This is a genomic window from Sphingomonas sp. PAMC26645, from assembly GCF_004795835.1.
Lineage (GTDB): Bacteria > Pseudomonadota > Alphaproteobacteria > Sphingomonadales > Sphingomonadaceae > Sphingomonas.
Genome location: NZ_CP039249.1, coordinates 1,131,185 through 1,143,796, shown reverse-complemented (window position 1 = coordinate 1,143,796; position 12,612 = coordinate 1,131,185). Strand labels below are relative to the sequence as shown.

Annotated in this window: 13 protein-coding genes; 4 read left to right on the top strand and 9 right to left on the bottom strand. The window is 66.7% G+C overall.

Annotated features, from left to right (window positions below):
* Entirely contained in the window at nt 1-459 is a 459-nt protein-coding gene (locus tag E5673_RS05450) for a hypothetical protein (RefSeq protein ID WP_136189238.1), read from the top strand.
* 58 nt (nt 460-517) lie between these two features.
* Here the strand turns inward: E5673_RS05450 and E5673_RS05445 are convergent, their stop codons facing one another.
* The 5 genes from E5673_RS05445 to E5673_RS05425 all read right to left on the bottom strand — a co-directional run bounded on the left by E5673_RS05445 (nt 518) and on the right by E5673_RS05425 (nt 6,346).
* On the bottom strand, nt 518-1,807 hold the full coding sequence (locus tag E5673_RS05445; RefSeq protein ID WP_136189237.1) for an adenylosuccinate synthase: 1,290 nt from the start codon (nt 1,805-1,807) through the stop codon (nt 518-520).
* A 30-nt stretch (nt 1,808-1,837) separates the two neighbouring features.
* A complete protein-coding gene (locus tag E5673_RS05440; RefSeq protein ID WP_136189236.1) occupies nt 1,838-2,938 on the bottom strand; it encodes an ATP phosphoribosyltransferase regulatory subunit in 1,101 nt (366 codons plus the stop codon).
* Nucleotides 2,935-3,288 carry an endonuclease domain-containing protein gene (locus tag E5673_RS05435; protein ID WP_247599594.1) on the bottom strand — a complete coding sequence of 118 codons (354 nt, stop codon included), beginning with the start codon at nt 3,286-3,288 and terminating at the stop codon, nt 2,935-2,937. Before E5673_RS05435 ends, E5673_RS05440 begins: the two co-directional genes overlap by 4 nt.
* 126 nt (nt 3,289-3,414) lie before the next feature.
* Nucleotides 3,415-4,992: a phosphoglycerate dehydrogenase gene (gene serA / locus E5673_RS05430; protein ID WP_136189235.1), complete on the bottom strand. Its 1,578-nt coding sequence runs from the start codon at nt 4,990-4,992 to the stop codon at nt 3,415-3,417.
* A 199-nt stretch (nt 4,993-5,191) separates the two neighbouring features.
* Nucleotides 5,192-6,346: a phosphoserine transaminase gene (locus E5673_RS05425; protein WP_136189234.1), complete on the bottom strand. Its 1,155-nt coding sequence runs from the start codon at nt 6,344-6,346 to the stop codon at nt 5,192-5,194.
* A 234-nt stretch (nt 6,347-6,580) separates the two neighbouring features.
* On the opposite strand from E5673_RS05425, the gene E5673_RS05420 reads away from it, so the two are divergent.
* Complete coding sequence (locus E5673_RS05420) at nt 6,581-7,234, top strand: extensin family protein (RefSeq protein ID WP_136189233.1); 654 nt, start codon at nt 6,581-6,583, stop codon at nt 7,232-7,234.
* Between the two features lie 46 nt (nt 7,235-7,280).
* Nucleotides 7,281-8,165, top strand: a complete 885-nt coding sequence (locus E5673_RS05415) for a TIGR00730 family Rossman fold protein (RefSeq protein WP_056484830.1) — start codon at nt 7,281-7,283, stop codon at nt 8,163-8,165.
* 123 nt (nt 8,166-8,288) lie between these two features.
* Here E5673_RS05415 and E5673_RS05410 read toward each other — a convergent pair whose 3' ends face one another.
* Nucleotides 8,289-9,008, bottom strand: a complete 720-nt coding sequence (locus tag E5673_RS05410; RefSeq protein WP_136189232.1) for a cytochrome c family protein — start codon at nt 9,006-9,008, stop codon at nt 8,289-8,291.
* Nucleotides 9,009-9,154: 146 nt separating this feature from the next.
* On the opposite strand from E5673_RS05410, the gene E5673_RS05405 reads away from it, so the two are divergent.
* A complete protein-coding gene (locus tag E5673_RS05405; RefSeq protein WP_136189231.1) occupies nt 9,155-10,057 on the top strand; it encodes a prephenate dehydratase in 903 nt (300 codons plus the stop codon).
* A gap of 143 nt (nt 10,058-10,200) precedes the next feature.
* Here the strand turns inward: E5673_RS05405 and E5673_RS05400 are convergent, their stop codons facing one another.
* From E5673_RS05400 to E5673_RS05390, 3 genes are all read right to left on the bottom strand, one after another.
* Nucleotides 10,201-11,511: a HAMP domain-containing sensor histidine kinase gene (locus E5673_RS05400; protein ID WP_056485281.1), complete on the bottom strand. Its 1,311-nt coding sequence runs from the start codon at nt 11,509-11,511 to the stop codon at nt 10,201-10,203.
* Between the two features lie 97 nt (nt 11,512-11,608).
* Nucleotides 11,609-12,274, bottom strand: coding sequence for a response regulator transcription factor (locus tag E5673_RS05395; RefSeq protein ID WP_056061146.1), 666 nt, complete (start codon nt 12,272-12,274; stop codon nt 11,609-11,611).
* A gap of 23 nt (nt 12,275-12,297) precedes the next feature.
* On the bottom strand, nt 12,298-12,612 hold the full coding sequence (locus tag E5673_RS05390; RefSeq protein ID WP_056061812.1) for a hypothetical protein: 315 nt from the start codon (nt 12,610-12,612) through the stop codon (nt 12,298-12,300).

Sequence of the window (12,612 nt, the reverse complement as noted above, 5' to 3'; positions counted from 1 at the left end):
ATGCGTATTCTGACTTCGATCGCAGCGGCAGCGCTAATCATTCCGGGCGTGGCAGTGGCACAGACGAGCACCGGCGGCTCGATGGGCGGCACCACGGGTGGCACGATGAGCGGCGGCACCATGGGCGGTTCGACCGCAGGCAGCACGACCGGCGGAATGTCGACGGGCACGATGGATCAGGCCAGCCCTTCGACCAGCACCCAATCGACCACGACGACGCGCACCCAGCGTGGCACCAAGGCCCGCAGCCGTACGCACGGCACGACGTCGGGCACGATGAGCGGCACCGGTACGACGGGCAGCACGATGTCGGGCACGACGGGCAGCACGATGGGTGCCGACACGATGGGTGGTACTACGGGTACCATGGGCGGCACCACCGGCACGATGGGTGGCACGACCACTGGGACGATGGGTTCGACCACGGGCGGGAAGACCGGCACGACCAGCCCGCGCTGATCCCTCCGTCTTAGAGTAACTGAAAAGCCGGGCGAGCGATCGCCCGGCTTTTTTCGTATCAGTCCGAGAACGGATCGCGGACGAGGATCGTGTCGGCACGCTGCGGGCTGGTCGACACCAACGTCACCGGGCAGCGGATCAGCTCTTCGATTCGGCGAATATACTTGATCGCCTGCGCCGGCAGGTCGGCCCAGCTGCGTGCACCGGCAGTCGTTTCCTGCCAGCCTTCCATCGTCTCGTAGATCGGCTCGACCAGCGCCTGGTCCGCCGCATGCGCCGGGAAATAATCGAGCGTCTCGCCGCGCAAGCTGTAGCCGGTGCAGATCGATACGGTCTCGAACCCGTCGAGCACATCGATCTTGGTCAGCGCGATCCCGGTGATGCCCCCGACCGCCACCGCCTGACGCACCAGCACCGCGTCGAACCAGCCGCAGCGGCGCTTACGCCCGGTCACGGTACCGAACTCATGCCCGCGTACGCCGAGTCGCTCGCCGGTCTCGTTCTCGAGTTCGGTCGGGAACGGCCCGGAGCCGACGCGGGTAGTGTATGCCTTGGCGATGCCGAGCACGAAGCCGACTGCCGATGGGCCAAGGCCCGAACCGCCGGCCGCAGCGCCTGCAATGGTGTTCGACGAGGTGACGAACGGATAGGTGCCGTGGTCGACATCGAGCAGCACGCCCTGCGCGCCCTCGAACAGGATGCGCTTGCCCGCCGAGCGCGCGGCGTTGAGGTCGCGCCACACAGGCTTGGCGAACGGGAGGACGAAGCCGGCAATCTCGCGCAGCTCGGCAATCAGGCGGGCGCGGTCGATCGGCGGCTCGCCGAAGCCGGCACGCAGCGCATCGTGATGTGCGGTGAGGCGATCGAGCTGCGGGCCGAGATCGTCGAGATGCGCGAGATCGCACACGCGGATCGCGCGACGGCCGACCTTGTCCTCATACGCAGGCCCAATGCCCCGACGCGTGGTACCGATCTTGCCAGCGCCGCTGGCATCCTCGCGCAGGCCGTCGAGATCGCGGTGGAACGGCAGGATCAGCGCACAGGTATCGGCGATCCGCAGCGTCTCCGGGGTCGCGACGACGCCCTGTGCACCCAACCGCGCGATCTCGTCCTTCAGCGCCCAAGGATCGAGCACCACGCCATTCCCGATGAACGACGGCGTCCCGCGGACGATACCCGACGGCAGCAGCGACAACTTATATACGTTATCGCCGACGACCAGCGTGTGGCCGGCGTTATGCCCGCCCTGGAACCGCACGACCATGTCGGCACGCTCGGCGAGCCAGTCGACGATCTTGCCCTTGCCTTCGTCGCCCCATTGCGCGCCGATGACTGCTACGTTGGCCAAACTCTATCTCCTGAGGATTACGCGCAGCGCCTACAGCGCGCGGGGCTCGCCCGCCACCCATAGATGCGTGCAGACTTGTGCTTCGGGGGTGTCGCCGGCGTCGAGTGCGGCGACGGTAACCCAGCCTTTCGCGCGCATTGCTGCGCCTTCGATGGCGGGCGTACCGAACGGCAGGAAGAGGCGGCGGCGATCGACAGTAGCGACGCGTTCGACGAGCGCATCGGCGAACAACGAAAAACCGGTCGCGGCTTCCTCGGCGCCATTTTCATGAACGACGGTGTAGGTGCCGCCGCGGCCGACTTCGCGCGCGCTACCGTCGGCGAAAAGCGAGAAGCCGAGCCATGTCTGGTATTCGAAGCCATGCCGCTCGGTCGGATCGAGCGTGAGCGCGACGCGGCCATCGAGCGCCTCGGCGATGCGCGCGAGGCCGTCGAGGCGCGAAGCGAGTGCGCCGGTGGTATCGAAGGCGCGGAGGCGGTCCATCGCCTGGTCGAACGGTCCGGCGGCCTCGATCAACGGAAGATAGGCGGGGGCGAGCGCAGCGACGGCACCGGCGTCCTTCGCATCGAGCCGATCGCGCAAGGTTGCGACGAGGTCATCCGCCACGGGGAGAGGTCCGGCGGCCAGCGTCGGCACGAGGTCAGGGAGCGTGAAGTCGATCGACGCGCCGGTGACATCGGCGGCGGCGATCATGTCGACCGCGACCGCGACCAGTTCCTGCGCGGCGGCAACCGAGTCGAGCCCGATCAACTCACACCCAATCTGCCGGGTCTCGCGCGCGGGCGCGAGCTGCGACGCGCGCAGTTTCAGCACGGAGCCAGCATAGCTCAGCCGAACCGGCCGAGGGTGGTGCCCCATCCGCGTGGCAGCGATCCGCGCGACCTGTGCGGTAATGTCCGGCCGGATCGCGAGCGTGCGCTGCGACACCGGATCGACGAAGCGCACCGCGTCGTGCAGCCCGCCGGCCTTCAGGCGCATCTCCAGCCCGTCAGCGAATTCGGCGAGCGGCGGATCGACGCGCTCATAGCCGTGGAGACGCGCCGCTTCGAGCACGCGGGCTTCCAGTGCCGCGGCCGAATCGGCAAACGGGGGGAGGCGATCTCGGAAACCTTCGGGGAGGAGTGCGGTCACTTTGCAGACTCCGCTGTGAGAGCTGCCGATATAACGTGCCAGACCCCGTCCATCCCGGACATGATGTCGGCGTTGCTGAACCGTATCACGCGATATCCCTGTCGTTGGAGCCAATCCGTTCGGCTTGCGTCGCGCGCTTGGTCACTATGCGTATCGCCGTCAACCTCGATGACGAGTTTCGCGTCGCGGGCGGCAAAGTCGGCGACGTAGGGGCCGATGACGAACTGGCGGGTGAATTTAGTGTTGGCGATCTGCCGGTCACGGAGGTGGCGCCAGAGTTTCGCCTCTGCCAGAGTAGGCTTGCGCCGCATCCGCTTGGCGCGATCCAGCAATAGGTCGTCAACCTTCACTGCTCCCTCTCCCCCTTCCGGGGAGAAGGTCGGGGTGAGGGGCGCCGCGGGCGCTCTCCTTCCCAACTGCCCCTCACCCAACCCTCTCCCCGGGGGGGGAGAGGGCTTTAGAAGAGCGTAGCAGGGTTAGAAGTTGAGGCCCATTGCGGTCTTCACGCCTGGCAGCGCGCGGACCTTGGTGAGCAGGTCGGGCGTCACGGCTTCGTCGACCGAGAGGAGCAGCACAGCCTCGCCGCCCGCCGACCGACGCCCGAGGTGGAACGTCCCGATATTCACCCCAGCCTCGCCAAGCGCCGTCCCGAGACGACCGATGAACCCCGGCGCATCCTCGTTGACGACGTACAGCATCGGCCCCGCCAGATCGGCCTCGATCTTGATCCCCAGCAGTTCCACCAACCGCGGCGCCGAATCGCCAAACAACGTGCCGGCAACAGACCGCTCGCCATCCTCGGTCTTCACCGAAACGCGCAGCAGCGTGTGGTAATCCGCCTCACGCTCGGTGCGGACCTCACGCACCTCAAGACCACGCTCCCGCGCCAGCACCGGCGCGTTGACCATGTTGACGGTCGCGGTCTGCGTCTGGAGATAGCCGGCGAGCACCGCGCTCACGATCGGCTTCGCGTTCAGATCCGCCGCAGCACCTTCGGTATGCACCGAGATCCGCGACACCGCGCCCGTCGTCAACTGACCGACCAGCGACCCAAGCTTCTCCGCCAGCGCCATGTACGGCTTCAGCTTCGGCGCCTCCTCGGCCGACAGCGAAGGCATGTTGAGCGCATTCGTGACGCCGCCCGACATCAGGAAATCGGCCATCTGCTCGGCAACCTGGATCGCGACGTTGACCTGCGCTTCGGTCGTCGACGCGCCGAGATGCGGCGTGCTGACGAAGTTGGGCGTGTTGAACAGCGGCGATGCCTTGGCGGGTTCCTCGACGAACACGTCGAGTGCGGCGCCGCCGACCTGCCCCGAATCGAGCGCCGCCTTCAGCGCGACCTCGTCGATCAGGCCGCCGCGTGCGCAGTTGATGATGCGCACCCCCTTCTTGGTCTTGGCGAGCGCCTCGGCCGACAGGATGTTGCGCGTCTGGTCGGTCAGTGGCGTGTGCAGCGTGATGAAGTCGGCGCGCGCGAGCAGCTCGTCGAGCGTGACCTTCTCGACGCCGATCTCGATCGCGCGCTCGGGCGTCAGGAACGGATCGAACGCGACGACCTTCATCTTGAGGCCACGTGCACGGTCGGCGACGATCGAACCAATATTGCCCGCGCCGATCAGGCCGAGCGTCTTCGACGTCAGCTCGACGCCCATGAAGCGGTTCTTCTCCCACTTGCCGGCCTGCGTCGAGGCGTCGGCTTCCGGGAGTTGCCGGGCGAGCGCGAACATCAGCGCGATCGCGTGCTCGGCGGTAGTGATCGAGTTGCCGAACGGCGTGTTCATCACGACCACGCCCTTCGCCGACGCGGCGGGAATGTCGACGTTGTCGACGCCGATGCCTGCGCGGCCGACGACCTTGAGGTTGGTGGCGTGCTCGAGGATTTCCTTGGTCACCTTGGTTGAGCTGCGGATCGCGAGGCCGTCATACTCGCCGATGATCGCCATCAGCTCGGCGGGCGTCTTGCCGGTGATCTCGTCGACCTCGACCCCGCGCTCGCGGAAGATCTGCGCCGCACGGGGATCCATTTTGTCGGAAATGAGGACTTTTGGCATGGGATTGCTCCTGGGAATTTCGGTGAATTGGGATGCCGCGTTCCGTTCCGATCCTGCCCCCCGTCATCCCGGCGGAAGCCGGGACCCACGGTTGCGGTCCGCATCATGAGCGGGCGCTCCGTGTCCATGGGTCCCGGCGTGCGCCGGGATGACGGATGGGGTGGTTGTGGAAGAAGGGCGGAAAAGACGCGGTAGCTGGTTAAGCGACCTTGGCAGTCGCGTAGGCCCAGTCGAGCCAGGGGCCGAGCGCCTCGATATCGGCGGTATCAACGGTCGCGCCGCACCAGATCCGCAAGCCCGGAGGCGCGTCGCGGTAACCCGCCACGTCATACGCCGCGCCGGCCTTTTCGAGCGCCGACGCCATCGCCTTGATCAGCGCCTCGTCCGCACCCTCGACCGTGAGGCACACGCTGGTCTTCGACCGCGTCGCCGGATCGACCGCCAGATGGCCGAGCCAATCGCGCTCCGCCACGATCTTGTCCAAAGCCGCAGCATTCGCGTCCGACCGCTTGATCAAGCCGTCTTCGCCAAGCGACTTCGCCCATTCGAGGCTGAAGATCGCATCCTCTACGGCCAGCATCGACGGCGTGTTGATCGTCTCGCCCTTGAACACGCCCTCGGTGAGCTTGCCCTTCGAGACGAGGCGGAACACCTTCGGCAAAGGCCAGGCGGGAGTGTACATCCCGAGCCGCTCGACCGCGCGCGGCCCGAGGATCAGCACCCCGTGTGCGCCCTCGCCTCCGAGCACCTTCTGCCACGAGAAGGTGGCCACATCGATCTTCGTCCAGTCGATATCGTACGCAAATACGCCCGACGTCGCATCGGCGAACGAGAGACCCTCGCGGTCGTCCGGGATCCAGTCCGCGTTCGGCACGCGCACGCCGCTGGTGGTGCCGTTCCACGTGAACAGCACGTCGTTCGACCAGTCGACCGCGTCCAGATCGGGCAGCTGGCCGTAATCGGCGCGTACGACGGTCGGATCGATCTTGAGCTGCTTCACGGCATCCGTGACCCAGCCCTCGCCGAAGCTTTCCCACGCGAGCGCGGTGACGGGCTTGGCGCCCAGCATCGTCCACATCGCCATCTCGTACGCGCCGGTGTCGGAGCCGGGGACGATGCCGATGCGGTGCGTGTCGGGGAGATTCAGCAGTTCGCGCATCAGGTCGATGCTGTACTGCAGACGGGTCTTGCCGATCTTCGAGCGATGCGAGCGACCGAGCGAGGCGGTGGCGAGCTTGTCCGCGGACCAACCCGGAGGTTTCGCACAGGGACCGGAGCTGAAAAAGGGACGTGCCGGCTTCGTAGCGGGCAGTGCAGGCGCATTTGTAGCGGGTGCGTAGGTCGTATCAGTCATGTATCTCTCCTCACAGAGAGCACGCGCGGCGTTGGGACCGCGTGGCCCGTCGCCGGCCCTAACGGTGTTAGCGGGGGTGTCAACCGCGTTCGACCGCGAGCGCGTGGCGGCGAGACTCGCCCTACCGTGCGCCAAACTCGCTCCGTCACCCCCGGCTTGTCCGGGGGTCCACCGTGCCGCACGGCCTTAGGCATGGGGGACAAGACGATAAGGGGATGCCGGAACAGGCCCGGCATGACGGAGTGGGTGGTAGTAGCGACTCTCGCACTGACTTTAGCCGGCTGCGGACGCGCCGACCGCCCCACGGCACCGACCAAGACTCGCCCCAATCTGTCCGTCCCGAGCAACCGCGAAACCGCGCAGTGTCTCGCCGACCTGCGCGAGTTGCACGTGTCCTTCCAGGTCCTGCCCGACCGCGAGATCGGCCCTGGTTGTGGGCTCAATGGCACCGTGAAGCTCGTCGATATCGGCGTACCTGTTGCCAATCTCACCGCGGTACGTTGCGGTGCCGCGCGGGCGTTCATCGGCTGGACGCGCAATGCGGTCGCGCCGGCCGCGTACCAGATGCTTGGCAGCGAACTCGCGAGGGTCGACAGCATGGGAAGCTACGCGTGCCGCAACGTGGTCGGCTCGACGCGCGGTCCCACCCGCCGCTCGGGCCACGCGATCGCCAACGCGATCGATATCGGCGGGTTCGTACTGAAGGACGGACGGCGAATCACCGTGCTGAACGACTGGAACTCGGCCGATCCGCAGGTTCGGCAATTCCTCCAGACGATCCGCGCGTCGGCCTGCAAGCGGTTCGGCACGGTGCTTAGCCCCGACTACAACGCCGCGCATCGCAACCACCTCCATCTCGAAGACGATCACGCCAATTTCTGCCGCTAGCGCACCGCTCTAGCCCTCCCCCCGCGTTTCCTCTAATCGCGCCTGAATGACCGATACACGAGTACCATCGCGCGTTTTTCCGAACGCCAGCCAGGATGCCGAGTCCGCCCGCGACTCCGTTTCCACACCCCAGACGCAGCACCCGCATTACCGGCTCGCCTTCCAGGACATGGATTTCCTGTTGCGCGAAGACCTGCGGCCGGTGCGGTTCCAGCTCGAACTGCTGAAGACCGAACTCGTCCTCGACGAGGCGAAGATCGGCTCGACCTTCGTGTTCTACGGCTCCGCGCGTATTCCCGAGCCGTCGAAGGCGCAGGCGTTGTTGAAGCTCGCCACCGATGAGAAGTCGAAGAAGATCGCCGAGCGGCTGGTCGAGAAGTCGAAATATTACGACGTCGCGCGTGAGTTGGCCGCCAAGGTCAGCGTGTTGCCGCGCGACGAGCGTGGCTGGCGGCAGTTCGTGGTATGTTCGGGCGGCGGTCCGTCGATCATGGAAGCCGCCAACCGCGGGGCTGACGACGTCGGGGCCGAGTCGATCGGGCTGAACATCGTCCTGCCGCACGAGCAGGCGCCGAACCCGTACGTCACGCCGTCGCTGTCGGTGCAGTTCCACTATTTCGCGCTGCGCAAGATGCACTTCCTGCTCCACGCCCGCGCGCTCGCTGCGTTTCCGGGTGGGTTCGGGACGTTCGACGAGCTGTTCGAGCTGCTGACGCTGATCCAGACGGGCAAGATTCAGCCGATCCCGGTGCTGCTGTTCGGGCGTCAATTCTGGGAGCGGGTCGTGAACTTCGACGCGCTGGTCGAGGAAGGCGTCGTCAGCGAGAAGGACCTGGGGATCTTCCGCTACGTCGAGACCGCCGACGAGGCCTGGGACGCGGTGCAGTCGTTCTACCGCGAGCGGGCGGAGAAGGAAGCCGCCGAGGGCTGAACCTTCTGCTCCCTCTCCCCCTTCCGGGGAGAGGGTCGGGGTGAGGGGCTGTTCCAGGCGCTGCACTGCTTGGCAGCCCCTCACCCCGACCCTCTCCCCGCAGGGGAGAGGGAGTTGGTCGCCCTACTTTTCCGAGCGGGCGCCCTTGCGGGCTGCTTCCGGATCGACCGACGGCGCACCCGAAGCGGGCGTTCCGGTGTTGGCGATGTCCGCAGTCGGCGCACCTTCTGTAGCCGCCGCTTCCGCCGCATTCGCCGTCGCCGGCTGATCCTTCGCCGCAGCATCCTTGCCAGCCGCCGGAGCAGCGCCAGCCGCAGGCGCCGCCGGCAACGGCAGGTTCGAACCCTGCTGGTTCAGATACAGGATCACGTTCGCCCGGTCCTGCGCATTGCCGAGCCCGGCGAACGTCATCTTCGTCCCCGGCGCGAACTTGCGCGGCGAGGTCAGCCACGCGTTCAGCTTGTCGAAGTCCCACTTGCCGCCGATCCCGGCCAGCGCCGACGAGAAAGCGTACCCGGCCTTGCCCTTGGCGATCTCCTCGCCGACCGTGCCGTACAGGTTCGGGCCGACGCCGTTCGCGCCACCCTGGTTGATCGTGTGGCAGGCGGCGCACTTCTTGAACACTTCGGCGCCCTTGGCGGCGTCGGCGGTCGGCAGCAACGAGGCGATCGGCACTTCGGCGGCGGCACCTTCGCCGCCCTCCGCGACGACGCCCTCGATCGCATAGCCCATCTTCTCGGGACGCTCGCCGTGGAACATCATCCCGCCGACGATCGACAGCCCGAGCGCCGCACCACAGCCTGCGAGCACCCAGCCGGCGATCGTATTGGTCCGATTGTCCATCTTGTGCATCCGCCCTGTTCTGTTTGGGATAGCCATAGAAAACGCGAGCGCGCACCGCAAGCCGCGCTTGAAGGGCGGGTGTATGGCGGGCGGCGGCGCTTTACGCGGCTTGAACAGGCAGGCAGCGCGCTTTAGGCGCCGGACGCATGGAAAACTTCGCCGCACCCGCCCGCCCGATCGTCGCGCGGATGACCGAGGCCGCCGTCGCCGACCCTGCGCGCGCCGTCGCGTTCCAGGGCGCGCCAGGCGCGAACAGCCATGTCGCCGCGGTCGAGGCGTTCCCCGATGGCCTGCCCCTGCCCTGTTTCGATTTCTCCGACGCGATCGACGCGGTGAAGGACGGCCGCGCCGATTGCGCGATCATCCCGATCGAGAATTCGCTCCATGGCCGCGTCGCCGACATCCATTTCCTGCTCCCCGAATCGGGCCTCGTCATCACCGGCGAGCATTTCCTGCCGATCCGCCACGCGCTGATGGCCTGCGGCCCACGCGACGGCATCCGCAAGGCGATGAGCCATCCGCAGGCGCTCGGGCAGTGCCGCCATTGGCTGAAGGCACACGGGATCGAGCCGGTGAGCTATCCCGATACCGCGGGCGCGGCGGCAGTGGTGGCGGAGTTGGGCGACCCGGCGATCGCCGCACTCGCACCGCCTGCCGCGGCCGCGCTATATGGTCTCGATCTGCTCGCGACCGACATCGCCGATGCGGATCACAACACGACGCGGTTCGTCGTGCTGGCACGCGGCGGCAAGCCTCCCGCGGCGCAGGAGCCGGTCGGCGGCGAGTGGATGACCACGCTGATCTTCGAAGTGAAGAACGTCCCCGCCGCACTCTACAAGGCGGTCGGCGGCTTCGCGACCAACGGCGTGAACATCACCAAGCTCGAAAGCTATCAGCGCAACGGCAGCTTCTCCGCGACGGAATTCTATGCGGACGTGGTCGGCAAGCCGGGCGACGCTAACCTCGACCATGCGCTGGAGGAACTGGGGTTCCATTCGAAATGGCTGCGCGTGCTGGGGACGTATCGGCAGGCGAGATCGCGGGGGTGATGTGACACTGATCCTCCCCCGCAAGGGGGAGGTGGCTGGCCCTTGCCAGACGGAGGGGGAGGCAGAGGACAACGTGTGTTCCGTGTCCTCCCCCTCCGTCGCTTCGCGCCACCTCCCCCTTGCGGGGGAGGATCGAAACGGCGTCAGTTAGCAGCCGGCAACCGCAACCGCACCAGCAACCCACCAAGATCCTCGCTCTCCTCGAGCGCAACCGTCCCCTCGTAGATCTCCGCCACATCACGCACGATCGCCAGCCCGAGCCCCGTCCCCGGCTTGCCCGTATCCAGCCGCACACCCCGATCGAAGATCCTCACCCGCTCCTCTTCCGGAATGCCGACCCCGTCGTCCTCGACCAAAAACTCGACGAAGCCCGACTGCGCGCCGACCGTCACGAACACGCTACCGCCACCATATTTCGCGGCGTTCTCGATCAAATTGCCGAGCATCTCGTCGAGATCCTGCCGCTCGACATGGACCTGCAACCCACGCGGCCCGGTCACGTCGATCCGGACGTGCCGATACAGCCGACCGACTGCGCGCTCGACCGACTCCAGGCTCGGCCACACGTCGGCGCGGCTGTGCGCCGACCCACGCCGCCCGACCGCCCGCGCCCGCGCAAGGTGATGGTCGACCTGCCGCCGCATCGTCCGCGCCTCGCGGATGACCGTGTCGGCGAGGTCGTCCGACTGCGCCGTCGCCGCGTTCATGATCACCGTCAGCGGCGTCTTCAGCGCGTGCGCGAGGTTGCCAGCATGCCGCCGCGCCTCCTCCGCCTGCCGCTCGTTATGCTCGATCAGCGCGTTCAGTTCCTCGACCATCGGCGCGACCTCGACCGGCATCGCGCTCGACACGCGGTTCGACTGACCCGCCCGCATCCGCGCGATCTCCTCGCGCACCCGCCGCAGCGGCCACAGCCCGTAGAACGTCTGCAGCGCCGCCATCACGATCAGACCGAGCGCGAGTAGCGCGAAACTGCGCACCAGCGTCCGCCGCAACGTCGTGATCTGCGCATCGAGCCCGTCGCGGCTCTGCGCCACCTGGAACCGCCAATGCACCTTCGACCCGGGGATCACCGCGTCCCGCTCGACGACGCGAAGCTTCTCGTCCGGAAACTGCGTGCTGTCGTAGAAATGCGCGTTGCGGTCGTCATGCGTTCCGCCGAACGCGAGCCGCCGATCCCATAGCGAACGCGACGGGAAATCCTCGCGACCCTTGCCCGACACCTGCCAGTAAAGCCCTGAATACGGCTCGACGAACCGCTGGTCGGCCGCCGCCTCGCGCGAGAAGATCACTTCGCCGTCGGGGCCGATCTCGGACGAATTGAGCAGCGACCGCAGCACATATTCCAGCTGGTCGTCGAAATTACGCGTCACCGCCGCCGACAGCACCCGGTCGAGCGCGAACCCGCCGCCGCTGAGCAGCACGCCGATCCACACCGCCGCGATCAGGATCATCCGCCGCGACAGCGATCCCTTGACCGCGGCGGGCACGCGGATCGGCCCGTCCGCTATCGGCGTGTCTGTGACCGGCGCGCTGTCCATCGTCAGCCGATCAGGCGTCCGGATCTTCGAGGCTATAGCCGAGCCCGCGGATCGTCGTGATCACGTCCTGGCCAAGCTTCTTGCGGATCCGCGTCACGAAGACCTCGATCGTGTTCGAATCGCGATCGAAATCCTGGTCGTAGATATGCTCGATCAGCTCGGTACGGCTGACGACCTTGCCCTTGTGATGCAGCAGGTAGCTCAGCAGCTTGTATTCCTGCGCGGTCAGCTTCACCGGCTCGCCGGCGCGCGTCACCTTGCCGCTGCGCGTGTCGAGGCGAATGTCACCCGCAGTCAGCTCGGACGAAGCATTGCCCGAAGCACGACGGATCAGCGCACGAAGACGCGCGATCAGCTCCTCGCTCTGGAACGGCTTGGCGACGTAATCGTCCGCGCCCGCATCTAGGCCCGCGACCTTGTCCGACCAGCTGTCGCGCGCGGTCAGCACCAGCACGGGCATCGTCTTGCCCTCCTTGCGCCACCGATCGAGCACGGTCAGCCCGTCGATCTCGGGCAGCCCGAGATCGAGCACGACCGCGTCGTAATTCTCGGTGGAGCCAAGGAAATGCCCTTCCTCGCCATCGACCGCGAGGTCGATCGCATAGCCGGCCCCTTCCAGAGTATTCTTCAATTGCTGGCCGAGATTCGGCTCGTCCTCGACGATCAGAACGCGCATGACAATCCTCTCGATTACAGTGTTCAGCGACCCGTGCGGCCGACGATCTGGCCGTTACGACCATCGACGTCGACCCAGATGACGGTTCCATCGCGCAGGAATTTCAGCGTGTAAATGGCGCTGCCCGAATCATAGTCCGAGCCGAGATACTGCGCGCCCCGCATCGTCGGGATCACACGGGACTCGATCTCGCGCAAAGACGGCGCTCCGGTCTTGCGCGCCTGCAACGCCGACATCTGGTCGCTGCGACGCTGCGGGGGCTCACCCGCCAGCATGGGTGCGGCACCCATCAGGAACGGCGCAGCGGCCAGGGTTGCAAGGAAAAGCAGCATCTTCAT